Annotated in this window: 16 protein-coding genes and 2 tRNA genes; 7 read left to right on the top strand and 11 right to left on the bottom strand. The window is 70.2% G+C overall.

Annotation, left to right across the window (positions count from 1 at the left end; genetic code table 11):
* Window positions 1-23: 23 nt before the first annotated feature.
* The gene (locus tag JQX11_RS19340; RefSeq protein ID WP_232378167.1) at window positions 24-4,055 is read right to left on the bottom strand and encodes an nSTAND1 domain-containing NTPase; all 4,032 of its coding nucleotides are present in this window, start codon (window positions 4,053-4,055) and stop codon (window positions 24-26) included.
* Window positions 4,056-4,068: 13 nt separating this feature from the next.
* Entirely contained in the window at window positions 4,069-4,398 is a 330-nt protein-coding gene (locus JQX11_RS19335) for a CU044_2847 family protein (RefSeq protein WP_204926354.1), read from the bottom strand.
* A 341-nt stretch (window positions 4,399-4,739) separates the two neighbouring features.
* On the opposite strand from JQX11_RS19335, the gene JQX11_RS19330 reads away from it, so the two are divergent.
* The 3 genes from JQX11_RS19330 to JQX11_RS19320 all read left to right on the top strand — a co-directional run bounded on the left by JQX11_RS19330 (window position 4,740) and on the right by JQX11_RS19320 (window position 9,297).
* A complete protein-coding gene (locus JQX11_RS19330) occupies window positions 4,740-5,384 on the top strand; it encodes a hypothetical protein (RefSeq protein ID WP_204926353.1) in 645 nt (214 codons plus the stop codon).
* Window positions 5,384-8,626, top strand: a complete 3,243-nt coding sequence (locus JQX11_RS19325) for an ATP-binding protein (RefSeq protein ID WP_204926352.1) — start codon at window positions 5,384-5,386, stop codon at window positions 8,624-8,626. Before JQX11_RS19330 ends, JQX11_RS19325 begins: the two co-directional genes overlap by 1 nt.
* 80 nt (window positions 8,627-8,706) lie before the next feature.
* A complete protein-coding gene (locus JQX11_RS19320; RefSeq protein ID WP_204926351.1) occupies window positions 8,707-9,297 on the top strand; it encodes a hypothetical protein in 591 nt (196 codons plus the stop codon).
* 21 nt (window positions 9,298-9,318) lie between these two features.
* Here the strand turns inward: JQX11_RS19320 and JQX11_RS19315 are convergent, their stop codons facing one another.
* Entirely contained in the window at window positions 9,319-10,338 is a 1,020-nt protein-coding gene (locus JQX11_RS19315; protein ID WP_204926350.1) for a PaaX family transcriptional regulator, read from the bottom strand.
* Between the two features lie 298 nt (window positions 10,339-10,636).
* Between JQX11_RS19315 and JQX11_RS19310 the strand changes: the two genes are divergently transcribed.
* Together JQX11_RS19310 and JQX11_RS19305 are read left to right on the top strand one after the other, a co-directional pair.
* Window positions 10,637-12,037, top strand: a complete 1,401-nt coding sequence (locus tag JQX11_RS19310) for an extracellular catalytic domain type 1 short-chain-length polyhydroxyalkanoate depolymerase (RefSeq protein ID WP_204926349.1) — start codon at window positions 10,637-10,639, stop codon at window positions 12,035-12,037.
* Between the two features lie 207 nt (window positions 12,038-12,244).
* Window positions 12,245-13,081 carry an ArsR/SmtB family transcription factor gene (locus JQX11_RS19305; RefSeq protein ID WP_232378166.1) on the top strand — a complete coding sequence of 279 codons (837 nt, stop codon included), beginning with the start codon at window positions 12,245-12,247 and terminating at the stop codon, window positions 13,079-13,081.
* An 8-nt stretch (window positions 13,082-13,089) separates the two neighbouring features.
* Here JQX11_RS19305 and rox read toward each other — a convergent pair whose 3' ends face one another.
* Both rox and JQX11_RS19295 read right to left on the bottom strand, forming a co-directional pair.
* Window positions 13,090-14,559 (bottom strand): rifampin monooxygenase, encoded by a 1,470-nt coding sequence (gene rox / locus JQX11_RS19300; protein ID WP_204926348.1) that lies wholly within the window; start codon window positions 14,557-14,559, stop codon window positions 13,090-13,092.
* 278 nt (window positions 14,560-14,837) lie between these two features.
* Window positions 14,838-15,281: a MarR family winged helix-turn-helix transcriptional regulator gene (locus JQX11_RS19295; protein WP_204926347.1), complete on the bottom strand. Its 444-nt coding sequence runs from the start codon at window positions 15,279-15,281 to the stop codon at window positions 14,838-14,840.
* A 74-nt stretch (window positions 15,282-15,355) separates the two neighbouring features.
* Here JQX11_RS19295 and JQX11_RS19290 point away from each other — a divergent pair, with 74 nt between their 5' ends.
* A complete protein-coding gene (locus JQX11_RS19290) occupies window positions 15,356-16,669 on the top strand; it encodes an FAD-dependent oxidoreductase (protein WP_307826249.1) in 1,314 nt (437 codons plus the stop codon).
* Window positions 16,670-16,749: 80 nt separating this feature from the next.
* On the opposite strand, the gene JQX11_RS19285 is transcribed toward JQX11_RS19290, so the two are convergent.
* From JQX11_RS19285 to JQX11_RS19270, 4 genes are all read right to left on the bottom strand, one after another.
* Window positions 16,750-16,826, bottom strand: a tRNA-Ile gene (locus JQX11_RS19285).
* Window positions 16,827-16,958: 132 nt separating this feature from the next.
* The gene (locus tag JQX11_RS19280; protein WP_204926346.1) at window positions 16,959-18,200 is read right to left on the bottom strand and encodes an NAD(P)/FAD-dependent oxidoreductase; all 1,242 of its coding nucleotides are present in this window, start codon (window positions 18,198-18,200) and stop codon (window positions 16,959-16,961) included.
* Window positions 18,190-20,316: an MMPL family transporter gene (locus JQX11_RS19275; protein ID WP_204926345.1), complete on the bottom strand. Its 2,127-nt coding sequence runs from the start codon at window positions 20,314-20,316 to the stop codon at window positions 18,190-18,192. The genes JQX11_RS19280 and JQX11_RS19275 overlap by 11 nt, the downstream gene beginning before the upstream one ends.
* A 208-nt stretch (window positions 20,317-20,524) precedes the next feature.
* Window positions 20,525-20,597: transfer RNA gene (locus JQX11_RS19270), tRNA-Asn, on the bottom strand.
* Window positions 20,598-20,891: 294 nt separating this feature from the next.
* Between JQX11_RS19270 and JQX11_RS19265 the strand changes: the two genes are divergently transcribed.
* Window positions 20,892-21,275, top strand: coding sequence for a hypothetical protein (locus JQX11_RS19265; RefSeq protein WP_204926344.1), 384 nt, complete (start codon window positions 20,892-20,894; stop codon window positions 21,273-21,275).
* A gap of 54 nt (window positions 21,276-21,329) precedes the next feature.
* On the opposite strand, the gene JQX11_RS19260 is transcribed toward JQX11_RS19265, so the two are convergent.
* Window positions 21,330-22,340, bottom strand: a complete 1,011-nt coding sequence (locus tag JQX11_RS19260; RefSeq protein WP_145921227.1) for a sugar phosphate isomerase/epimerase family protein — start codon at window positions 22,338-22,340, stop codon at window positions 21,330-21,332.
* A gap of 417 nt (window positions 22,341-22,757) precedes the next feature.
* On the bottom strand, window positions 22,758-24,473 hold the full coding sequence (locus JQX11_RS19255; RefSeq protein ID WP_204926343.1) for a ThuA domain-containing protein: 1,716 nt from the start codon (window positions 24,471-24,473) through the stop codon (window positions 22,758-22,760).
* Window positions 24,474-24,490: the final 17 nt, after the last annotated feature.

Raw genomic sequence — 24,490 nt, 5'->3', positions numbered from 1 at the left:
ACCCGGGTCGGGCTTGGAGTGCTTCAAAGCCGGATGGTCAGGGCCAGCAGCCCTCGATCGAGCCCCACCACCAGGGTGCCGTCAACGTGACAGCAGGTCAGCGCAGGGTGATGAACCGGAATTGTCAGCAGAGCCCGCCCGGTAAGCGGATCCCAGAGCCGGACCGTCCGGTCGCGGCTGGTGGACGCCAGCAGGGTCCGCTGGCCGATCCGAACCACGCACACACCGGTTACCTGGCCGGTGTGTCCGGCCAGAACATGCAGCCGACGGCCATCTGCGCAGTCCCAGAGCCCGACGGTCCGGTCAGCGCTGGCCGACGCAAGGCACACCTGACCTTCGAGTGGCACCGCGCCCAGTGCGGTGATCGCGTCGTGGTGGGCGAGTTGCTGCCACCGCTGGCTCCCGTCGTCGTTCCAGAGCCGTATGACGCCGCTCTTGTCGCCGGAGACGAGCACCTCGCCCTCCGCCGACTCAACGACCGCCAGCGCTGTCACCCAGTCGCTGTGCCCGGTGAGTCGATTGCGGATGCTGCCCCGCAACGGATGCCACAGACGGATGGTCACGTCTTCCCCGGCCGAGGCCATGGTCACCCCGGCCGCCGTCCGGATGGCCCGAACCGCGTTGACCGCACCGTAGTGCTCCGCCATTCGGCAGCCAGCCTGACCCGAGTCGACCTCCCAGAGCTGCACGGAGTAGTTCTCATGGGCGGCAGCCAGTTGGCGCGGTTCGTCGTCGATGATGCTCAGGTCATGAATCGCGCCGTCGATACCCACAGGCGGCAGTTCCCCCCGAGAGCTACCGTCGATCGGTGACCAGAGCCGCACCGAGCCGTCCAGACCGGCCGACGCGACGAGCGCCGCACCTTCCGTCGGTACCGCGCAGACGGCGGTGACCGGTCCGGACCACCCGCCGCTGACCACCGGGGCGGCGGTCAGGCTGCGGGGATCCCACAGTCGCACCATCCCGTCATCACCGGCCGTCGCGATCAGCTTCCGATCCGCCATCGGAATCTCGCAGACCGCCCGGATCCAGTCGGATTGTCCGCGCAGGCTGTTCTGGTGCTGGCCGGTGCTGGCGTCCCAGAGCCGGATCACGCCGTCCTCACCCGTAGCAACGAGCAGGCACGTGTCGTCACCGTCGACAGCACAGAGGTCGGTGAGAGGTCTGCCGCCGACCGAGAACTCGTTGACCAGCTCACCGTCGAGCGGATTCCACAGCCGTACCACCCCGTCGTAGCCGGCGGAGGCCAGCAGCACCCGCCCGGAGGAGCGCACCGAACACAGGGTGGTCACCCAGCCTCCATGGCCGCCCAGTACCCGCATCTGCCGGCCATTCAACGGGTTCCAGAGCCGGATCGTTCCGTCGAATCCGGTGGAGGCGAGGAGCGACCCTGTCGCCACTGGCACCTCCGTCACGGCGGTCACCCACCCCCGGTGGCCGGTCAGGAGGTGACGCAACGTTCCAGTGACGGGGTCCCACAGACGGACGGTGCGGTCATCACTTGCCGAGGCCAGCAGTGGGCCGTCCGCTGTCCGCACGGTGCACAGGTTGCGGACCCAGTCCTGGTGTCCGCGCAGTTCGTGCATCCGCAGCCCGGTGAGCGGGTCCCAGAGGGCGACGGTGCCATCGTGGCTTCCCGTGGCTACAAGTGCTTCGTTGCCGAGGTGCACCGCATGAACGGCTCGGACGCAGTCGTCATGGCAGTCGAAGGCGTACTCACTCTGGTTTGTCAGTGGATCCCAGAGCCGAACGGTGCCGTCCTCCCCCGCCGAGGCCAACAGGTGACGGCCGCCTACCGGCACCGCGCACACGTCGTGTACCGCTTGGGAGTGCCCTTCGAGCACGGTACGCTCGGTGCGGGCGGGGGTGTTCGCCCAGCGGGCGAAGTACGGGGCATCGTCGGCGGGTACCTCCCCACCGAGCTGGTCGAGCCGATCGACCACCGACCAGAGGGCGACCCGCTCTGTGGGACGGGCGGCCAGTGCGGCCGGGGTACGCAGCAGCAGTTGGGCGCGGGCTCGCGCCACCGGCCCGGTTGCTGACTCGGCGACCGGCATCAGTCGGTCGAGGTGGGTGTGCCGCAGGTAGCCGTCGTCGGTCAGCAGTTCGTCCACCAGGCCGGTATGCGCGGCGTGCTGGGGCAACGAGCGGAGCAGGTATTCAGGGGCAGCCTCCCAACCAACAGAACAACCCAGTGTCATCCAGGTCCGCACGAGCTGTCGTTCGTCGGACGACCGAACGCCCACCTCCTCCCGGTTGGCCAGTAGGGCCTCGTTGAGGGCTTGGTGGAACAGGCGGTAGGTCGGGTTGCCGGCACCGCCCGACTCAACCAGAAAGTTCGCCGCCGACGTCCGGGCGAACTCGGTTAGCTGAGGTCCACTCACTATCCCACCGAGCGCCTCGGTCCCCGCCTGCCAGAGAGCGATCGGCAGACCCGGCGTCTCGGCGTAGGCGAGCACGGTGAGCGCCAACCGGGCCGGCAACACACCGATCGGTGGCAGCCCCGCCACGTAGGTGTCAAGGGCATCCGCAACCGTGGCGGTGAAGTCGACCCGGTGCGGCGCGACGGCCTCGGTGTCCCGCAGAGCACGGGCACGGGCGATCAGTCCGGCAACAAGGAAGTTCCCGTTGGCCAGGCTGGCGATCCGGCGGGCGACTGGCGCTGCGACCTCGGCATCCCGGTATGGGTTGTCAGGACGTTCCGCCCCGAGTAGTTGAAGCGTGGCTTGGGCGTAGTCGGCAAGGTCCGTCTCGGCGAAGAACTCGGACGCGTCTAGGTCGACGATCTCCACGTCGCTCCCGAACTCGGTAAGCAGGTCCCCGCGGCCGTCGGCCCGCCGCATCCCGACGACGACCTGCACGCCGACCGCCCGGGCGAGCGGAGCGAGCACGTCGTTGATCAGGGTCCGCGCGTGTTGCGGCGCGACCGCCTCGTCGAGCGCGTCGATCACCAGGGTGAAGCGGTCCCGATGGGATGCCAACCGGTCCCGCAGAGCGGGTACGAGGTCCACCGGGGCTGCCGGGAGCGCCACGGCGGCGGCCCGGGCGATCTCCGTCGCCACCTCCAAGGCCGTCTTGCCCTTGACGTGTACGGCGCAGGAGACCGAGCCGACGGTCGCCTGCTCCGCTGTGTCGTCGGCGGGGGACATGGCGCGAAAATTGGAGTCCGCCGTGGTCACGATCCGACCCAGCACCGCTGACTTCCCGACCCCGGGTGACCCCGTGACGACCAGGGGACGGCCGGCGGCAAGCGGCTGGTCGAGCCAGTCGATCACCCGGCGCAGCGCCGCAGTACGACCGCGGAAGCGCGATCCTCCCTCGGTGTTGGACGCCACTCCACGCGCCCGGGGCGACCAGTGTCGCCCTGCCTCCTCGTCACTGCTGAGAGACCAGCCCCAGGCAGCAAGGGCGGAGTCACCCGCGTCCTCGGCACGCCATGCGGCCAACGCGGAGAGCTTGAACTCTGGTAGTTGTTCCTCGGCGTGGGCAAGGGTGAGCGCGTGCCCGTCACCCGTCTGGCCGGCGGCCTCGATGACGATGCCGACGACCGCCTGGTAGTCGGGGGACCAGAGTCCCGCCCCGCTGAAACCGCCGACCACCTCGGTGCCGGAGTCGGGCACCAGGTGGACCCGGCCCCATCCCCCTTCGGAGCGGATCGTCCCCTGGGCGGAACGACCACCCTCGGTGTGCGCCGGGAAGCCGTACGCCCACCACGGCTTCTCCACCAGTTCCTTTGACGTGAGGCAGCGCAGCCTGGCGGGGATGACCGATGCGGGCACCGGTTCGACGAGTTCCAGCAAGACCAGATCGACGTTTTTATCCACTCGGCCGTTGTGCAGACACTGCCCCACCTGTCGCCGGTCCCAGTAGCCGACTCCTGCGGCCCTGGGGAACGACACCCACAGATCGTCTCGCAGCGCGCCGTTGTGGAACACCACGTGTTCGCAGGCCAGCACAAGATTGGTGTCAATCACCACTCCGGAGCCGATCGGCGGCTTCACGCTCCGCCCGCCGATGTGGAGGGCGACGGCCCAGGGGTCCACCGGCGCGGTCATCGCGGCACCGCTCTCAGCCCTCCGCCCGATCGACACCGGCCAACGGGTTTCCCGGCCGCCAGGAGAGGGTGATCTCGAAGTTTCCCTCGGTGGCGGCTTTGGCCACCAACCAGTTCGTGGTGCCGGTCACCTTGATACCGAACTTGACGTCGACTCCATCGGGGGCGAGGGATCTGACCTGCTCGAGCACTTCGCGGGCAGCCTCGATCGCCGGGCCTGCGGCGTCCTTCACACAGCCGGCGATGTCCCCTACTCCAGCGGGCTGGAAACCAGCGACCGGCTCGATCTCGAACCGTACCGTCGACGTGTCGGTCAACTCGTAACTGACAACCTCTGAGGACACCTACGTCACCTCTCGTCGCTCATCCGCACGCAGCCTCGAAGTGGGTGGATCGGCAGGCAGTCGGCAGCGCGCCGGGCTCTGGCCGCAGCAACCAGGACAGGTCGCCGACCATAGCGCACAGGACCCGACCACGAGCCCCGACCACACACCCCTCTCGACTTACCAAACCCCTGGTGAGCAGCGGTTTTCCTGACCGGGTAGCGATCAGCTGTCGGATATCGGCAGCTATTCGTGGAGCTTGCGCGGTCCGCACACCGTGTGCAGAATCGGCGAGGTGCCGAGTAACCCTCGGCTTGTCGGCTTCGACAAAATCCGTGTTCCCTGCCCGAAGGAGCGTCCGCATGGCCGGCGCAGAGCTGTCATCCGTCCAGCGGTTCGTTCTGATCACCCTGATGATCAAAGGCAGCGCTGTGCCGAACACCTATTTGCGAAACACCGCCGGCATCAGTCTGAGTCGACCACACCGCGATGATCTGCGCGATCGTGGATTCATCACCGTCGCCGAGAAGCCGCTCGTTCTGGAACTCACCGAGAAAGGGTGGGGTCAGGCGATTGAAGAGTTGAGCGGAAGCGTTCCGCCACGGGCCGGCGCGGCCGGCGGTGCGCTCTACATCGCCCTGGGCTTCCTCCGAGGTCTCCTTGATCACTTGAAGGTCGCGCCATCCGAGTTGTTCACGCTACGGTTCGCCATCCACGAAGCTACCCTCACTCCGGCCCAGGCTGAGCCCCCTACCTCGCAACTCGACGTGGCATCCGCCATCCGCGAGGCGTACGGGACGGTGGCACAGAGCGGGGATCTGCTCCCTCTCACCCAACTGCGCACCGCGCTCAAGGCCCAGATCGATGCCGCCCTCATTCGGATGAACCGTGAACCGGACGTACAGATCATCCCCAACTCCCAGCAGGGAGATCTCACGGCCGAGGACCGCGCCGCAGCAGTCCGCATCGGAAACCAGGACCGGCACCTAATCTCCATCACCTCGTGATGGACGAGGCACACCAGCGCGCGTTGACAGCGCTCCGCTTCGATTGGGCTCCCACCCCGGACGATGTCTGGCAACCACTGACCGACGTGCATGTTCCGGCGCTGCATGACAGCATTCTGCGCCAGGTGCTCGACGGGGTCGCCGAGGCGAGGAAGTCCGGCGACTCCAGCCCGATCGGTTTCGCCATCCTCGGTATCCGCGGCACCGGCAAGACCCACCTGTTGGGCGCGGTCAGGGAGCAGGTCCATGCCGAGGGAGGCTACTTCTTCCTGGTGAGCCTGCTAGAGGCAAGCGCGTTCTGGCGCAGCACGGCTCTGTCCATCCTCGATGGCTTCTTCCGCGAGCTACCCAGCGGGGAGACCCAACTCAGGACCTTCTTGCGCCGACTCGCAGAGCAGGTCAGCGCACCTCGGGCGGTCCGTCGGGCGGTGATCGGGGACACCGAGTTAACCCGCCCGAATCTCGACGCCTTCGTTGACCTGACTCGTAAGCTCAACCGCCAGGTTGGAATGGAGTGCCAGGACACCATACGTGCCCTCGTCCTCCAGGCCGCGGAGGATCCGCGGCTTCAGGACATCGGTTACGAGTTCCTCTGCTCGAACGACGAGGAGGAGGCCGGTCAGCGGGCCGCCTGGGGTATGCGACGAGGGAAGCGGTCCGCCCAGGAGGTCGTTCGCGATGTGTCTCGCCTCCTGGCCCTGACCGGACCGACAGTTGTCGCAGTCGACCAGATCGACATCTTGGTCAACCAGTCCGAGAAGATGCAGGCCCACGACGAGCAGGCCCGCTGGCAGGCCACGTTGTTGCTGGAGCAGATCGCCGGTGGGCTGATGGCCCTGCGGGAGCACACCCGTCGGTCGCTGTCGGTGGTCTCCTGCCTTCCTCAGGTGTGGGCAAAGATCAAGAATGAGGCGACGGACACGGTCCAGGACCGCTTCCGGGAGGCCATCCAGCTCAACGGCCTGCCCAATGCCGAGGTCGCCCGGGATCTGGTCGCTCGGCGATTCGCCCGCTGTTTCGCGGAGGTGGACTTCACTCCGCCGTACGACACCTGGCCGGTGTTGCCGGCTGCCTTCGACGAGGCGGTAGACTTCACCCCGCGTGAGTTGCTCCGCACGGTCGATGCACACATCCGGACCTGCCTGTCCGTCGGCGAGGTCCACGAGATGGCACACCTGACGCAGCCCGCGCGCGCAGCACGGGTGCTGGTCAGGACGGTTGACGAGACCTCCGGGCCGGCAGCGGGTCAAGGAAACCCAGGCCTGATCGACAGCCGGTTCGCCGAGTTGCTCGCGCAGGTGGATCCTTCCTCGGCGCTGCGGCCGGAGACCGAGGACGCGGTGGTACCCGAACTGCTCACGGCCGGTCTCACTGCTTGGATCGCCGCGCAGGGCACGACTACACGACCGTTCAGCATCGACCCTCGCGCCGGCGGCAAACCCGCACTCCATGCACGGATGCGACGCAACGTCGACGAGGAGACCGAACGCCAGGAGCACTGGTCGTTCCGGGCTGTCCGCGCACCGCACCACATCGCCGCCCTGAACCGGATTCGGAACGCCGTCACCACCGCAGGGCTCACCGCCGGGGTGGCGGAACGCCGGCTCTTCCTGCTCCGCACGCCTGCCTGGTCGCCGGGAACCCGCACCCAGGAGGTCATCAAGGCGTTCCAGGACGCCGGGGGAAGAACGCTGCCCTTCGATGAACCGGATGTGGTCCGGCTCATGGCGCTGCGTGATCTGATCGGCGAGTTCGGGCTGGAGAGTCTCCGGGAGTGGTTCATCACCCGCTGCCCGGCCGATGAGGTGGTCATCTTCCGCCAAGCGTTCGCCGATGTCACCCTCCCATCCGACACCACCTCGTCAGAGGCAGCCGCCCACGTCGAACCGGTCGGTCCCCCAGCGGTGGTGGGACCGTCCGAGGCGGCCGGGCGGTCCGAGACGACGATGCCGCCCGAGGCGCTGCGTTCCGAGGGCGATGGCGTTCCAGCACCGGCTGTCGCCCCGACTCCAGATGCGGCCCTGCCGATCGGGCGGATGGTCAGAGACGGCTCGCCCGTGGGCATTGATCTGGAGGCGTTGCGACGACACGTCGCCATATTCGCCGGGTCAGGCTCGGGCAAGACAGTTCTGATCCGGCGGTTGGTCGAGGAGTGCGCCCTGCGAGGGGTCTCCTCGATCGTGCTCGACCCGAACAATGACCTCGCCCGACTCGGCGACCGATGGCCCACTCCACCTGGCGCGTGGGAGGACACGGACACCGATCGGGCAGCGGCCTACCTCGCGCAGACCGAGGTGACCGTGTGGACTCCCCGCCTGACAGGTGGCCGGCCACTGACCTTCCAGCCGCTGCCGAACTTCGCCGACATTCTTGACGACCCGGACGCGTTCGCCGCCGGCGTGGACGCCGCCGTGGTCTCCCTCGCTCCGCATGCGAGAGTGGACGGCGGAACGGACAAGGCCAGACTGGGCCGTGCCGTGCTCCGCGAAGCGCTCATGAGCTACGCGCGGACCGGAGGCAGCGAGTTGCGGGCTTTCATCGGCTTGCTCAACGCGCTCCCGGATGGTGTCAGCCTGTTGGCCGATGCGCCTCGGCTGGGCGCGAACATGGCTCAGTTACTGACTGCGGCTATGGTCAATGACCCACTCTTCGGCGGCAACGGCGCACCGGTGGACCCGGGTGTGCTCCTGACTCCTCCGCCAGGCCGACGGGCTCGGGTGTCGGTCATCAGCTTCGTCGGCCTACCTGATGACCAACAACGGCAGAGTTTCGTCAATCAACTCCAACTGTCGCTCTTCGCCTGGATCAAGCGGAATCCGGCGGGGGACCGGCCGCTCGGCGGGCTGTTCGTGATGGACGAGGCGCAGACCCTGGCCCCGTCCGGGGCGTTGACCGCCTGCACCCAGAGCACGCTCGCGCTGGCATCGCAGGCCCGCAAGTACGGGCTCGGCTTGGTCTTCGCGACCCAGGCACCGAAGGGTCTACACAACCAGATCCCCGGAAACGCGGCGACCCAGTTCTTCGGGCTATTGAACAGCCCGGCCCAGATCGACGCAGCGAAGGAACTCGCCAGGGCCAAGGGCAGCGAAATCAGCGATGTCGCACGGCTACGGACAGGGCAGTTCTACGCGACGCTCGAGGGGAGCGAGTTCACCAAGGTCCAGGCGCCGCTGTGTCTGACCCATCACCCGCGTAGTCCGCTGACCGTCGAGGAGGTGCTGGACCGGGCCCGCCGCCGGTGAGCCGACGGCCGCCGACCTGCGGATCTTGCCACCGGGATCTAGCGTGGAAGGAGCCTGTTCACCGGCAGTAAGGATCATCGATGTTGCGCAAGCATCTGGTCGGGTTGATCGTCGGCGTCGTCGTCATCGTGGCGCTGGGGGCCGCCGCCGTGGTCTGGCTCACGCTCAACGGGCCGGAGCCGACCGGGCCGGGTCCGGACGCGGCGGCACCGGCCGGGGCAACCACCTCCGGGGCACCGCAATCGCCGTCCGGCAGTGCCACCCCGTCGACCGGCACGGCCGCTTCGGCGTCGCCGGAGGCCGGCCCACGGCAGATGAGTCGCCTGCTGTACGACGACGGGCAGAACACGGCGACCGTCACGGGTCTGGAGGTGACGGCGGGGACGTTGCGGGTGCAGCTGCGCTATGCGACCCGGTCCCCCGGCGGCTGGGTGCTCAGCTGCCCGGCCCGGACGGCGGATCTCCAGTCGTCGCATCTGACGATGGGCGACGGGCGGCAGGTCTTCCCGGTCGACACGTACTGCGCGTCGCAGCGGCCCGGCACGGATTTCACCCTGCGGCCCGGTGCGGTCCTGGAGAGCTGGGGCGTGTTCCCGGTCGTGCCGTCCGGCGACGACCTCTTCTCCCTCACCTGGTACGACCTGGGCACCGTCGAGGGGTTGAAACTCTAGCGCCGGGGCCGGACGGCCGGGTCAGTGCGCCGGGGACGACTCCGCCAGGTCGGTGGCGGCTGCGGGTGGGACGGGGCTGTGGGCTTCGGCGCACACGCCGGCCAGCAGGTCGGCGGTGGTGTGCGCCCGCACGTCGGCCTGCGTACCGTCGGCGAACCGGGCGACGACGGCCCGGACGTGCCGCTCGGCGGTGTCGGCGAGCCCGTCGTAGACGGCGGCGAAGGTCTCCCGGGCGGGGCCGCGCAGCCAGCCGGCGGGCAGCAGCCGCAGCGGTAGCTGCGGGTCGAGGGTGGGGAACCGCCGGAAGGTGTCCATCACCTCGGTGCGGGCCCGGACCGCCTCGGCGCCGTCGACCCGGCCGGCGGCGATCCGTGGCAGCAGGGGCCGCCAGCGCCGCAGGAAGCTCTCGTACTGGGCGGCGACCGCCGCGACGTCCCAGGCGTCGAGCGGGTCGCGGCCGGCGACCGCGTCGAGGTCGATCCGACGGCCCCGGAACACGGTGACCGCGCCGAGATGGAGCTGGGTGAGCTGGGCCCGTACCTTCGGGGTCAGCTCGTGCGGCGAGATCCACAGTCCGTCGTACAGCGGCGCGTAGCCCAGCCACCGGAGCTGGCCGCGCAGGGCACGTCGTTGCGCGCTGCGCTCCTGGGGCAGGGAGAACGCGACGAGGGTCCAGCACTCGTCCCACGGTTGGGTGGTGGTGGTCGCGGCCATCACCCAGCTGCCGCCGACGGAGAGGCTGACGGCGGCGGACCGGCTGAGCCGGTACGAGCTGCGCCGCCCCTGCCTGCTGCCCTCCAGTACGCCCCGGCGGGCCAGCCGGCTGATCACGGTCCGCGCGCCGGCGAGGCTGACGTCGGACTCGGCAAGCAGCGCGACGATGGCGGCGGACGGCAGCCACGCCCGGGTACGCAGCGTGTAGTCGGCCAGCAGGGTCACCGCGACGCCCTGGGGCGAGTTGCCGGCCTGCCGTCGGGGCAGCCGCACCGGGTGGTCCCCGTCGTCGGGGAAGATCTCCTCGATGTCGAACGGGTGTGGCACTGGGACGCTCCGGGCTCGGCTGGGCGACGGTGGCACCGACTGTAGACGGCGCACCGGTGCCCGCCTACCGAACGCGGTCCGGGGTGGACCCGGGTGCGGAACCGGTGACCGTCAAGTGTATCGAGGCCATTCGATTGACACTTGTGGGACCGAGGAGAACACTAAGTGCCATGCAATGCCCTAGGGCCGGGGCAGGGCATGCCGGACGTAGTGGGCCGGCGCGGACGACACGGGCATCCGGGCGTACCCGTGCCGCACGGTCGCGCGGCCGATCTCAACCTGTGAGGGAGTCACGCCCATGAGAATCAGACGGAGACTGTTGCTCGCCCTGGCGGCGCCGCTGGTCGCCACCGTGGCGGCAGCCGCCCTGGTGGTACCGACGCTCCAGCCGGCGTACGCCGCGTCGCTGGTCGAGGTGACCAACTTCGGCGACAACCCCGGTCGGATGCGGATGCACATCTACGTGCCGAACACCCGCCCGACCAACCCGGCGATCGTGGTGGCCATGCACGGCTGCGGCGGCACCGGCCCCGGCTTCTACTCCAGCAGCGAGTTCGCCTCGCTCGCCGACCGGTACGGCTACATCGTGATCTACCCGTCGGCGACCCAGCAGGCCGGTTTCGGCAACTGCTTCGACACCTGGTCGGACGCCGCGAAGCGCCGGGGCGGCGGCAGCGACCCCGTGTCGATCGTTTCGATGATCAACTACACCCAGCGGCAGTACGGCGGCGACCCCCGCCGGGTGTTCGCCACCGGCAGCTCGTCCGGCGGCATGATGACCAACCACATGCTGGCGGTCTACCCCGACGTGTTCGCCGCCGGGGCCGCGTTCATGGGGGTGCCCTACAACTGCTTCGCCAACGCGGCCGACTACCCGCCCGGCGCCAGCCAGTGCACCGGCGGGAACATGAACCGCACCCCGCAGCAGTGGGGCGACGCGGTGCGCCAGCAGGCGTACCCCGGCTACACCGGCCCCCGGCCGAAGGTGCAGCTGTGGCACGGCACCGCCGACACCCTGGTGCCGTACTCGCTGCTCCAGGAGACCATCGAGCAGTGGACGAACGTGTTCGGGCTCAGCCAGACGCCCACCTCCACCGACACCCCCCAGGCCAACTGGAACCGCCGCCGCTACGCCGACGCCAGCGGCAACGTGCTCGTCGAGGCGTACAGCGTCCAGGGGGCGGGGCACAGCCTGCCCTCCGGTGGGATGGCCGCCGTCGCCCTCCAGTTCTTCGGCCTGACCAACCCGACCCCGACCACCCCGCCCACCACCCCGCCGCCGACCACGCCTCCGCCCACCACCCCGCCGCCCACGACGCCCCCGCCCACCACCCCGCCGCCGACCACGCCCCCGCCGACCACCACCCCGCCGCCCAGCTCCGGGGCCTGCCGGGTCACCGCCAGCGTCAACGCCTGGAACAGCGGTCTGACCGAGAACCTGACCGTCACCAACACCGGTTCCAGCGCCGTGAACGGCTGGTCCCTGGTGTTCACGCTGCCCGGCGGGCAGAGCATCACCTCCGGCTGGAACGCCACCTACTCCCCCTCGTCGGGGCAGGTGACGGCCCGTAACGCCAGCTACAACGGCACCATCCCGGCCGGCGGCTCGATCGACATCGGCTTCCAGGCCAACCACACCGGCAACACCGCCAAACCCTCCTCGTTCACCCTCAACGGCGCGGCCTGCACGGTCGCCTGACCGACCCGGTCCACCTCTCCAGGTGCGACCTGTCATCAGGTGCGGGCCGCGCGGCCCGTACCTGATGATCCGCTCCCCCGCCCGGTGACGGGCGGGGGAGCTTTCCGCGCCCGACTCCTGGATCCGGTGCGCGGGCCGCCCACCCTCCTCGCCGCCGGCGGAACCTCGCTTGACATTAGGCAGTCAGATGCCTGCATAATGCTGGTCATGGCCGGTGACATGGACAAGGTGTTCAAGGCGCTCGCCGACCCGACCCGTCGCCGGTTGCTCGACAGCCTCCGCCGCCAGGACGGTCAGACCCTGGGCCAACTCTGTGCCCAACTGGCCATCACCCGGCAGTCGGTGACGCAACACCTCGGCGTGTTGCAGGAGGCCAACCTGGTCAACGCCGTCCGACGCGGCCGGGAGAGGTGGCACTACCTCAACCCGGTCCCCATCCACGAGTTGCCACAGCGTTGGATCGCCGCGTTCGAGGAACCCCGGCTACGGGTGCTCGACGCGATCCGCCGACAGGCAGAGGAGCCGCAGATGACCGTCACCAAACCCACCTTCGTGTACGTGACCTACATCCACGCCACCCCGGAACGGGTCTGGGAGGCGTTGACCGACGCCGACCTGACCGGCGCCTACTGGGGTCACCACAACGTCTCCGACTGGCGACCCGGCTCCCGGTGGGAACACCGACGCACCGACGGCTCGGGCATCGCCGACGGCGGCGGCACGGTCCTCGACGCGACCCCGCCGACCCGGCTGGTGATGACCTTCGGCGACGTCGACGCCGAGGCCGGGCCGGACGCCTCCACGGTCACCTTCCTCATCGAACCGCACCGGGACATCGTCCGGCTGACCGTCACGCACGTGAACCTGCCGTCCGACGAGGACTTCGACGCGGTCTCCGCCGGGTGGCCCGCGGTCATGGCCAACCTGAAGTCCCTGCTCGAAACCGGCCGCACGCTGCCCCAGGCACCCTGGGAGATGCACGCCGCACTGCGGGCCGCCCAGCGCAACGGCGGCGACGGCACGACCCGGCCCGACGCACCCTGACGCCGGCCCTACCGGCCGGAACGGCTGAACCCGGACAGTCCCTGGGTCACGGTGGCGACGCCGAACCACCGGGACAGCCGGTCACGCAGCTCTCCCTGGTCGTCACCGACCCACGCCACGTGCCCGTCGGGCCGCAGCAGCAGCGCGGGCACCTCCAGTTCCCCACCGACGTCGACGACGCGGTCGACCCGGTCGGTCCAGCCCTGCACCGAGAGTTCCCCGGTCTGGTCCAGCAGCAACCCCCGGCCCCGGTGCATCAGTCCGTAGAGGCGTCCCCGCTTCAGTTCCACGTCCCGCATCCGCCGGCCGACCAGGTCGTGATCGGCACCGAGGTCGTAGCGGACCGAGATCGCGGTGATCTTCTCGATCAGGTACCGGTTCACCTGTTCGAAGTCCATCAGCTCGGTCAGCAGCCGACGCACCGCCTGCGGACCGGGGGCGAGCGACATCAGCTCCGTCTGCGCGCGGGTGTTGTCCAGCACGTCCGCCGCCACCGGCCGGCGCTCCGCCTGGTAGGTGTCCAGCAGGTCCGCCGGTGCCCAGCCGGCGACCTGCGCGGCCAGCTTCCAGCCCAGGTTGAACGCGTCCTGGAGACCGAGGTTGAGCCCCTGCCCGCCCAACGGCGGGTGCACGTGTGCCGCGTCGCCGGCCAGCAGCACCCGGCCGACCCGGTACTGCTCGGCCAGCCGGGTGGCGTCGCCGAAGCGGGACAGCCAGCGGGGCGAGTGCACCCCGAAGTCCGTGCCGGCGGTCGCCCGTAACTGCTGCCGGAAGTCCTCGATGGTCGGTGGGACCGCCCGGTCCTCACTCACCCCGGCAGCCGGTACGACGACGCGGTACAACCCCTCGCCGTCCCCGACCGGGCCGACCCCGAACCGTAGCTGCGTCTTGCGCACCCGGGTCATCACCGCGACGACCTCGTCGGTCGGCGCGGTCAGCTCCATCACGCCCAGCAGCGTCTCGTTCCTGGTGGGCTCACCGGGAAAGCCGACACCCAGCAGCTTGCGCACCGTGCTGCGGCCGCCGTCGCAGCCGACGAGATAGCGGGTACGCAGGCGGGTGCCGTCGGCCAGCTCGGCGGTCACCGCGTCCCCGTCCTGGCTCAGCCCGACCAGTTCCGTGCCCCGCCGGATCTCGACGCCGACCGCGGTGGCGTGCTCGGCCAGCAGCCGCTCGGTGACCGGCTGCGGGATGCCGAGGATGTAGCCGTGCGCGGTCTCCATCCCCGACGGCCAGTCCTTGACGATCCCGGCGAAGTAGCCGCCGATCCGGAACTGTTTGCCGTGCGCGAGGAACCGCTCCAGCAGGCCCCGCTGGTCCAGCAGTTCGATGCTGCGCACGTGCATGCCGAGCGAGCGCACCACGCTGGTCGGCTCGGCGTCGCGCTCCAGCACCACCACCCGTACGTCGTGCAGCCGCAGCTCGGTGGCCAGCATCAGGCCGGTCGGCCCACCGCCCACGATGGTCACATCGATCATGGATTCCCCGTTCGACTGCTCGCGTTGCCTGATGCGTCGAAACCAACGCATGCTTCGCGAATCTCGGATTTCGCCAGGTTCTGGCGTCGACTGGAGATTCTGCACCGGCACCGGGGTCTTGCCACAAGACCCGGGGTGCGATATATGTTAGAAGTGGCAGGGAGGGTCTGACTCCCTGCCTTTGCTGTTGCCCCTGCCGGGGCCGCCAGGTCCGCCCCGGCCACCGGGCAGCCCCGTTCCCCCGCGTGCGTGACGCCGCGCATCACGGCGGCAACCCGCTACCGGCCCAGCCGCTCGGCGTGCTCGTGACAGCTCTGCGTGGCGTGCCTGACGAATTCGAGGATGTGCGCCAGCGTCTCGTCGTCGTACCGCCGCAGGAACGCCTGTCCGTCGGTCACGATCGGCCCGTAGATCGCGCCGATCTTCCGGTTGGCCGCCTCGGTGGGACGGACGGTCACCCGGCGACGGTCGGCGGTGTCGCGTTCCCGGGTCGCGTATCCGGCGCGTTCCAACCGGTCGATCGCGGTGGTGACGCCCCCGGTCGTCATCCCGGCCGCGACGGCCAGCTCGCCGGGGCTCGGGGGCTCCGGCGCGAACAGCAGCTCGAGGCAGCGCATGTCCGTGCGGTTCAGGCCGAGCAGGTCGGCGGCGCGCTGGTCGAGCACGTCGACCGCGCGCTGGTACGCCTGCATCGCCTCGCCGAGCTGCTCTGCCAGACCCATGGTGGGAAATTCTAGCGAACCGTCGTAAGGTATCTAGAGAATCTAGTAATCAGAGTTTCTAGAGGAGCGGGGACGTGGACGTACTCGTGATCGGTGCCGGGACCGGCGGGATGTGCCTGGCACACGGCCTGCGGCAAGCCGGCATCAACGTCGCCGTCTACGAGCGGGACCGCACCCGCAGCGACGGCCTGCACGGCTACCGGGTCGGCATCGACCCGCACGGCAGCCGGGCGCTCAAGGCGTGCCTGCCCGACCAGCTCTACCGCACGTTCGTGGCAACCTGCGCCCGCGCGCCGGAACACTTCGTGTTCTTCGACGAGCAGCTCCGGCCGACGCTCGCGCTGCCCCTGCGCCCGGCCACCGACGACGTCGACAGCGAGAAGTCGGTGAGCCGGATGACCCTGCGCCAGGTGCTCTTCACCGGCATGCAGGACGTCATCCACTTCGACAAGACCTTCGTCCGCTACCAGCACCAGGCCGACGGTCGCGTCACCGCACACTTCGCCGACGGGACCACCGCGACCGGCGACCTGCTGGTGGCGGCGGACGGCGCCAACTCGGCGATACGCCGCCAGTACCTCCCCCACGCCCGCACCGAGGACACGGGCATCATCGCGATCGCCGCCAAGGTCCCGATGACACCCCGGACCACGGCGCTGCTGCCGACGCGGTTCTTCCCCGGCATCGGCATGGTCCTCGCGCCCGGCGGCAAATCCTGCATCCTGCACTGGATGGAGTTCCCCTGGGACCAGCAGGGCCGGCCGAGGAACGACGACGAACTGCTGGCGCGCTGGCCCGGCCTGCTGTTCGACAACACCCGCGACTACCTCAACTGGGGCATCGCGGCAGCGGCCGACACGTTCCCGGCCGACATCACGACCCACGGCGGCGACGACCTCGTCCGTGCCGCCCTGCGGATGACCCCGACGTGGAGCCCCCGGCTGCGCCAACTGTTCGCCCTCGGCGACCCGAGCACCGCGTTCGCCATCACCATCCGCACCTCGGTGCCGATCCCGGCCTGGCCCAGCACGAACGTCACCCTGCTCGGCGACGCCATCCACACCATGACGCCGGGCCGGGGGGTCGGCGCCAACACCGCGCTGCGCGACGCGCAGCGCCTGACCGACGAGCTGACGCTCGTCCGCGACGGGCGCAAGGGGCTGGTCGAGGCCGTCCACGACTACGAGACCCGCATGATCGAGTACGGCTTCCAGGCCGTCCGCGACTCCCGGGAGCAGATGACCGCCGACGCCCTGGTCCACAAGCCGGTGCTGGGTCGCGTCGCGCTGGCCGGCATGCGCGGCTACCTGCGCGTGGTCGACCGGGTGCCGGCGCTCAAACGCAGGATGATCGACGGCCTGTACGAGTACCGCGGCGGCCAGGACTGACCAGCACCGGGCACGGGGATACCGGTCGCGGCCTGTGCTTCCGCACCTCTTACGCCCCGCCGGTCCGGACATCCCTTCGCTGGTGGGGCGGGCGGGGTTCGAACCCGCGACCGAGGGATTATGAGTCCCCTGCTCTAACCGGCTGAGCTACCGCCCCCGTACCGCGCCGGATCGTAACCCGCCCGACGAACCACCGGCCACCGCCGAAACGGTGCCACCCGTCGGCACCGTCTCGGCACGATGGGCTACGCGAGGATAACAGTCAGCAGCGGCTGCGATGGCACCCGAATCAGCCCGCCGCGCGCAGTTCCGCGAGCACCGAACCGGCCGTACGCCAGCCGCTGGCCAGAGCCCCCTGGATGGACGGACTGTCCCGGTGATCACCGGCCACGAAGATCCCTCCGCCGAGCGCCACCGGCTTGCGCAGCCGCCCCTGCGGGGGTGGCGCGGCTGGCAGCGCCTCGGGGACCGACACCGTCGTCAGGTGTTCCCAGTCCGCTGTGGAGCGTCCGTAGAGGCGGTCCAGTTCGGCCCGGATCGTCGGCTCGGGCGGGGCGGCGGGGCCGACCACGGAGGTCGCCACGAGGTGCCGGCCGGGCGGAGCGTACGACGGGACGGCCCGGCTGACCACCACCGTGTTGGCGACGAGTTCCCGCCGGTCGCCGTCGACGAGCAGGATCGGTTCGTCGAGCGGCGGCTCGGGGGCGCTGTGGTAGTAGGTGGTGTAGCTGTGCGTGCGTACCCGGGGCAGGGTGGGCAGCAGCGTGGTCGCCGCCGTCGGGTCGGCGGCGACCACGACGGCGCGGCAGGTGATCTCACCGGCCGGGGTGCGGACCCGGCCGGGGGCGACCGAGGTGACCGGGGTGTCGCAGGTGATCAGGTCGGCGGGCAGCGGAGCGGCCACGGCCTGCGGCAGCGCGGCCATCCCCCGGGCGGGCAGGCCGATCCGGCCCCGGACGAAGGAGCGCAGGATCATCGCCAGCACGTGGCTGGAGGTTTCCAGTTCCCGGTCGATGAGCACGCCGGACAGGAACGGCCGGATCAGCTCCTCGATGATGGTGTCGGACAGCCCGGCCCGGCGCAGGGCGCTCTCGCTGGTGGTCTCCGGCGCGCCGAGCAGCCGGTGTGCCGGCAGGGTGGCGCAGCCGGTGGCGAGGGCGGCGAAGCGCAGCCGGTCGGCCAGTGAGCCGACGCCGGCGAGCACGGTGGCGGGTGTGCCGCCGGGTTCGCGTACCGGGTGGACCAGCCGGTCGAGCCGGTCGCCGCGGCGGACCAGCACCCCGGAGGTGAACCAGCCCAGGTCGAGGGTGTCCAGGTCGAGCAGGGTGCCGAGCCTCGGGTAGGCGGTGTTGAGCACCTGGAAGCCCCGGTCGAGCAGGTAGCCGTCGACCGCGTCGGTGGCGACCCGGCCGCCGATCCGGTCGCCGGCCTCCAGCAGCCGCCAGGGCACCCCCGCCCGGTGCAGCCGGCGGGCGACCGCCAGCCCGGCGAGACCACCGCCGACGATCACCACGTCCGTCTCAGCGACCATGTGCCACCTCCGCGTCGTCGCGCGCCGACCGGGACAGTCGGCTCGGCCACCACACCGCGGGCCCGATGTCGTACGACAGGGCGGGCACCAGCAGCGAGCGGACCACGATGGTGTCCAGCAGTACCCCGACGGCGACCGCCACACCCAACTCGACGAGCACCACCAGCGGGAGCACGGCGAGCGCCGAGAAGGTGGCGGCGAGCACGATACCGGCCGAGGTGATCACCCCGCCGGTGACGGTGAGTCCGGCCAGCACCCCGGCCCGGGTGCCCCGCCGGGCGGACTCCTCACGGACCCGGCTCATCAGGAAGATGTTGTAGTCGATGCCCAGCGCGACCAGGAAGACGAACGCGAACAGCGGGAAGGACGCGTCGACCCCGGGGAAGTCCAACAGGTACGTGAAGATCAACGCGCAGAGCCCGAGGGTGGCCAGGAAGGACAGCACGACCGTCGCGATCAGCAGCACCGGTGCGACCAGCGCCCGCAGCAGCAGGGCCAGGATCACCGCGATGACCACCAGGACCACCGGGATGATCACGTTGCGGTCCCGGGTGGACGCGTCGGAGGTGTCCACGTCGATCGCGGTGAACCCGCCGACCACGGCGTCGGCGGCCGGCACCCGGTGCACCGCCTCGCGCAGGTCACGGATGGTCTGTTCGGCCGCGTCGCTGTCCGGCGGGTCGGTGAGTGTCGCCTCCAGCTGCACCCGCCCGTCAACCACCAGGGGCGGGGCGTCCGGGTTGGGCGGGCCGGTCTGGTCCCGCTGGGTGACCGGGCGGACGGTCGACACCCCGGCGACGCCCTGCGCCACCCGGGCGACCTCCCCGGCGGTCTGCTGGAGGGTGAAGATGGTCGCCGGGCTGCCGGTGCCCGCCGGGTAGTGCCGGGCGATCACCTCCTGCCCGGCGACCGAGTCGGTACGGTTGGTGAACAGCTCGGACTGGCCGAGCGAGGTCGCACCGAGCTGGGTGAGGCCGAGGGTGAGCAGCGCCAGCACCACGGCGGTGGCCAGCCAGACCACCCGGGCCCGCCGGGCGACGAAGCGGGCGATCCGGGCCCACAGCCCGTGTTCGGCCTGCGGGTCGGCAAGGTCGACCCTGGGGGTACGCGGCCAGAACGCCCACCTGCCGCCGAGCACCAGCAGCGCGGGCAGGAACGTCAGCATCACCAGCAGGGTGGCGGCGATGCCGATGGCGGCCACCGGACCGAGCGCCCGGTTGGAGTTGAGGCTGGACAGCAGCAGGCAGAGCAGGCTCACGATGACGGTGGCCCCGGAGGCGGCGATGGCCGGGGCGGCACCCCGCCAGGCGGTACGCATCGCGTCCCAGGGGCGCTCGTGCCGGTGCAGTTCCTCCCGGTAGCGGGCGATCAGCAGCAGCGCGTAGTCGGTGCCGGCGCCGAAGACGAGCACCGTGAGGATGCCCTGTGCCTGCCCGTTCAGCTTGATCACGTCGTGCTTGGCCAGGTGGTAGACGAAGACCGACGCCAGCGCGTACGACATCCCCGCCGCCAGCAGCGGGAAGACCCACAGCACCGGGCTGCGGTAGACGACCAGCAGGATGATCAGGACCACGACCAGGGTGACCAGCAGCAGTGGCCCGTCGATGGCGGAGAAGACCTCGATCAGGTCGGCGAGCAGGCCGGCCGGGCCGGCGACGTCCACGGTGAGCCCGTCCCGGTCGCCCCCGGCGATGCTCCGCAACTCGTCGACCACCCGGCCGATCTGTTCGCCCTCGGCGTCGTCGATCGGCACCACCACCTGCAGGGCCTGCCCGTCCTGGCTGGGGATCGGTGGGGGCAGCGGCCCTGCCACCCCTTTGACCTGGGCGAACCGGGTGCTGTCGGCGACCGCCCGTTCCTTGTCGGCCCCGGTGATGCCGGTGCTGCGCGCGTACACCACCAGGGCGGGGGTGGTGGGTCGGGCGACGAAGTCGGCGGCCAGGTCCTGGGCCCGGGTCGCCTCGGCGTCGGCGGGCAGGAAGGCGGCGTTGTCGTTGGTGGCGACGTCGCTCAGCCTGCCGGCGTACGGTCCGGCGATGCCGCCGACGACCAGCCAGGCCAGGACGACCGCCACGGCGGTCAGCGTGGCCGCGCCGCGGCCCCGTCCACCGGCCATCCCGGTCCACCCCTCAGTCGACGCACCGGTCGACGCGGCGCGAGTCCAGGTCGACATCCGTCATCCTGCCGCCCAGGTACGTCGTGCGGGGCCGAAACCGCCCATCCGGCGCACCCTCTTCGCGGTCAGCGCGGATCGTCGGCGGCGGGGAAGGGGATACGCGAAAAAGCCCGTCGGCGGGGCCGACGGGCGGGAGTGGAAGACTAGGCTCCCCCGTTTGGACTCGAACCAAAAACCTGCCGGTTAACAGCCGGCTGCTCTGCCAATTGAGCTACGGGGGACTGCTGCACCGCGTCGTTCCGGATCTCTCCGGCGCTCGGCGACGGCACAAGAGTACAGGACTTCGGGGGGGTTAGGTCCAGGGGGTTACCGCATTCGACCACCGCGCTACCGCCCGGAACGATCTACGCTCACAATGCGGACAATTCGTCATCCCGGCACAACCAGGTATGACTGCGGAGCAGGATGGGTAGTTAGCTGTCGACCGAGGAAAAACGTGGGGCGCGACGATGGTCGGTCCCGACCGGGCACCACCGGCGGGAGCGACGGGAGCGTCAGGTACGGAAGGAGCCGCCATGCGCGGAAAGATCATGTTTCTTGGCGGGCTGGCTGCGGGCTTCGTCCTGGGCGCCCGTGCCGGCCGGGAGAAGTACGAGGAGCTGGTCGTGCGGGGCCGCAAGGTGCTCGACCACCCGACCGTTCAGGAGGCCGCCGGAGTCGCCCAGGCTCAGGCCACCCGCCTGTACAGCGAGGGCAAGGACAAGCTCGGCCAGTCCAAGCTCGGCGAGAAGCTGCACACCGGCAACGGCGGCAAGCCGGAGTTGACCCCGGCCGACGACGCCTTCGCCGGCACGCCGGCCACCGTCGGCGCCAAGTCGGGTGTCAGCCCGACCAGCTCGACCACCACCACCCCGAAGCCCAAGGCGCCGGGCACCGGCACCAACGGCAGCACCCTCTGATCGTCCGTACGTCGTCGGGCCGGTCGCCAGGTGGCGACCGGCCCGAAGTACGTGTCAGTCCTTGCCGCTGCTGAACGCCGCGTCGAACGCCGCCGTCGGGGCGTCGAACGCCAGCCGGCGGACGAACTCCAGCGCCTCCGGCGCGCCGACCAGCCGGTCCATCCCGGCGTCCTCCCACTCCACCGAGATCGGCCCGGTGTACCCGATGGCGTTCAACGCCCGGAAGCAGTCCTCCCAGGGCACGTCACCGTGGCCGGTGGAGACGAAGTCCCAGCCGCGCCGCAGGTCGGCCCAGGGCAGGTGGGAGGCGAGCCGGCCACGCCGACCGTCCCCGGTGCGCACCTTCGCGTCCTTGCAGTCGACGTGGTAGATCCGGTCGGCGAAGTCGAAGATGAAGTTCACCGGGTCCAGCTCCTGCCACACGAAGTGCGACGGGTCCCAGTTGAGCCCGAACGCGGGCCGGTGGTCGATCGCCTCCAGCGTCCGCTTGGTGGTGTAGTAGTCGTACGCGATCTCGCTGGGGTGCACCTCGTGGGCGAACCGCACCCCCACCTCGTCGAAGACGTCGAGGATCGGGTTCCACCGGTCGGCGAAGTCCTGGTAGCCGCGCTCGATCATTGCCGGCGGCACCGGCGGGAACATCGCCAGCGTGTGCCAGATCGACGACCCGGTGAAGCCGACCACCGTGTCCACGCCGAGCTTCGCCGCCGCACGGGCGGTGTCCTTGATCTCCTCGGCGGCCCGCTGGCGTACCCCCTCGGGTTCGCCGTCGCCCCAGATCCGGGCGGGCAGGATGTCCTGGTGCCGCTCGTCGATCGGGTGGTCGCAGACGGCCTGGCCCACCAGGTGGTTGGAGATCGTGAAGACCTTCAGGTTGTGCTTGGCCAGCGTCTCCCGCTTGCGCTCGACGTACGAGTCGTCGGCGAGCGCCTTGTCGACCTCGAAGTGGTCGCCCCAGCAGGCGATCTCCAGCCCGTCGTAGCCCCATTCGGAGGCGAGTCGACAGACCTCGTCGAACGGCAGGTCGGCCCACTGGCCGGTGAAGAGCGTGATCGGTCGCGCCATCGTCTGTCTCCCCTGTTGTGGTGGGGATTCCTGAGCTGACCGGGGCGAGGGTGACCGGGCCGGGCCGGTACGTCGACGGCCGTGCCGGGTCACCGGTGGGTGCACACGCACCTGGGCCCAACGGGTTGCGCCTCCCGTCGGGTCACCGGCCACCCGCAGGTCGCCGCCCACCACTCTAAGCCCACCCCACCCCCCACGAAACCCCTCTCCCCCGCCCGCCCGCTCGCCCACACGCCCACACGCCCACACGCCCACGACGATCAAGAGGTTTGCGTCACGACGGGGTGACCCGCGTGACGCAAACCTCTTGATCACCGATGCTCAGCCCGGCCGGGGGCCCGGCCGGAGGGCCAGCCGGGGCCGGCCGAGGGCCGAGCGGCAGGCACGGCCGGGTGGGTGGGACGGGGCTGGGTGGGGTTACTGGGGGAGGGTCCACTTCTGGTTGGGGGCGGAGGAACTGCACGTCCAGAGCAGGACCACGGTGTTGTCGGCGGAGTTGTTGCCGGAGACGTCGAGGCACTTGCCCGACGCCGGGTTGCGCAGGGTGCCGTCGGACTGCGACGACCAGACCTGCGGGCTGCCACCGGTGCAGGTCCAGAGCTGGATCTTCGTGCCGTTGGCGGTGCCGCCACCCGAGACGTCCAGGCACTTGCCCAGCGCCTTGATCGGGCCGTTCGGGGTGACCGTCCAGGTCTGGCGGGCGCTGCCGTTGCAGGTGAAGATCTGGATCTGCGTGCCGTCGGCGGTGGCGCCGTTGCGGACGTCCAGGCACTTGCCGGCCAGACCCTTGATCGGGCCGGTGCCGTTGGTCGGCGGCGGAGTGCCACCCAGCTCCTTGATCCGGATGTTGCGGAACGAGGCGTCGTCACCGGTGCCGTGGTTCTGGATGCCGATGTGGCCGGCGAGCGAGCGCACCGGGTTGGTGTTGGTGAAGTCGTTGATCCTCGTGCCGTTGAGGAAGACCTGGAGCCGTTCCCCCTCGACCAGCAGCTCGTAGGTGTTCCACTCCCCCGGCGGGTTCAGCGCCGCGTCCCGGGCTGCCTGGTCGGCGGCCTGGAACGAGTAGACCGAGCCGGTGGTCCGGTCGACGGTGTCGGTGGCGTCGATCTGCACCTCGTAGCCGTTGTCCATCGCCGAGTTCGGGTCGCTCGACGGCGGGAAACCGATCAGGACGCCGGAGTTGTCGTCCCCGTCGACCTTCCAGTCCAGCTTGAGCGAGTAGTTGGTGAACTGCTTCGCGCTGTACCAGAGCATGCCCAGCCCGCCGACGGAGCTGAGGGTGGCGTTGGAGTTGGTGAAGCTGCCCGGCCCGGCCTGCGACCAGCCGTTGGTGGAACCGTTGTAGAGCGCGGTGTAACCGGTCTCGGGCCGGCAGTCGGCCTTCGTCCGGCCGGCCGCGTACCGGATGCCGCCGAGCAGGTGGGCCCGGAACGCCGGCTCGGAGTACGCCGACTGGTTGTGCCCGGCGCCGGTGTAGAACGACCGGCCGCCGTTGTACGTCTTGCACCACACGTGCGGGTGGTCGGCCCCCATCCCGCCCCCCGAGTACGACGACTCGTCGAGGTTGGCCAGCACCTTCGCGGTGGAGCGGGCGTTGGTGCGGAAGTTGTACCACTCGTCGGTGCGCTGCCAGGTCTGGCCGAGGTGGGCGGTGGCCGCGTGCGCGCGGTCCTCCACCCGTACGGTGGCCTGCTGGATGGCCGGGTGGGAGGCGAACCACGCCCCGACCAGGTTGCCGTAGAACGGCCAGTCGTACTCGGTGTCGGCGGCGGAGTGCACGCCCACGTACCCGCCACCCGCGCCGATGTACGACTCGAAGGCGCTCTGCTGGCTGGCGTTGAGCACGTCACCTGTGGTGTTGAGGAAGATCACCGCCTCGAACCGGGCGAGGTTGGCGGTGGTGAACTGGCCGCCGTCCTCGGTGGCGGTGACGGTGAAGTTGTTGGCCGCGCCCAGGTCGCGGATGGCCTGGGTGCCGACCGCGATGGAGTCGTGCCGGAAACCGGCGGTCTTGGAGAAGACGAGCACGTCGTAGGCGGCGTCGGCGGCGGATGCCGAGGTGGCCGGGGCGGTGCAGGCGAGGGCGGCGAGGACGGCGGTGGCCGCGCCGAGGATCGGTCGGAAGAGTCTCATGTCGTGCTCCAGTACGC

Origin of the sequence: Micromonospora humida, from assembly GCF_016901255.1 — a bacterium.
Lineage (GTDB): Bacteria > Actinomycetota > Actinomycetes > Mycobacteriales > Micromonosporaceae > Micromonospora > Micromonospora wenchangensis.
The sequence above is the reverse complement of the archived record's forward strand: the minus strand, read 5'-3'. Positions and strand labels throughout refer to the sequence as shown.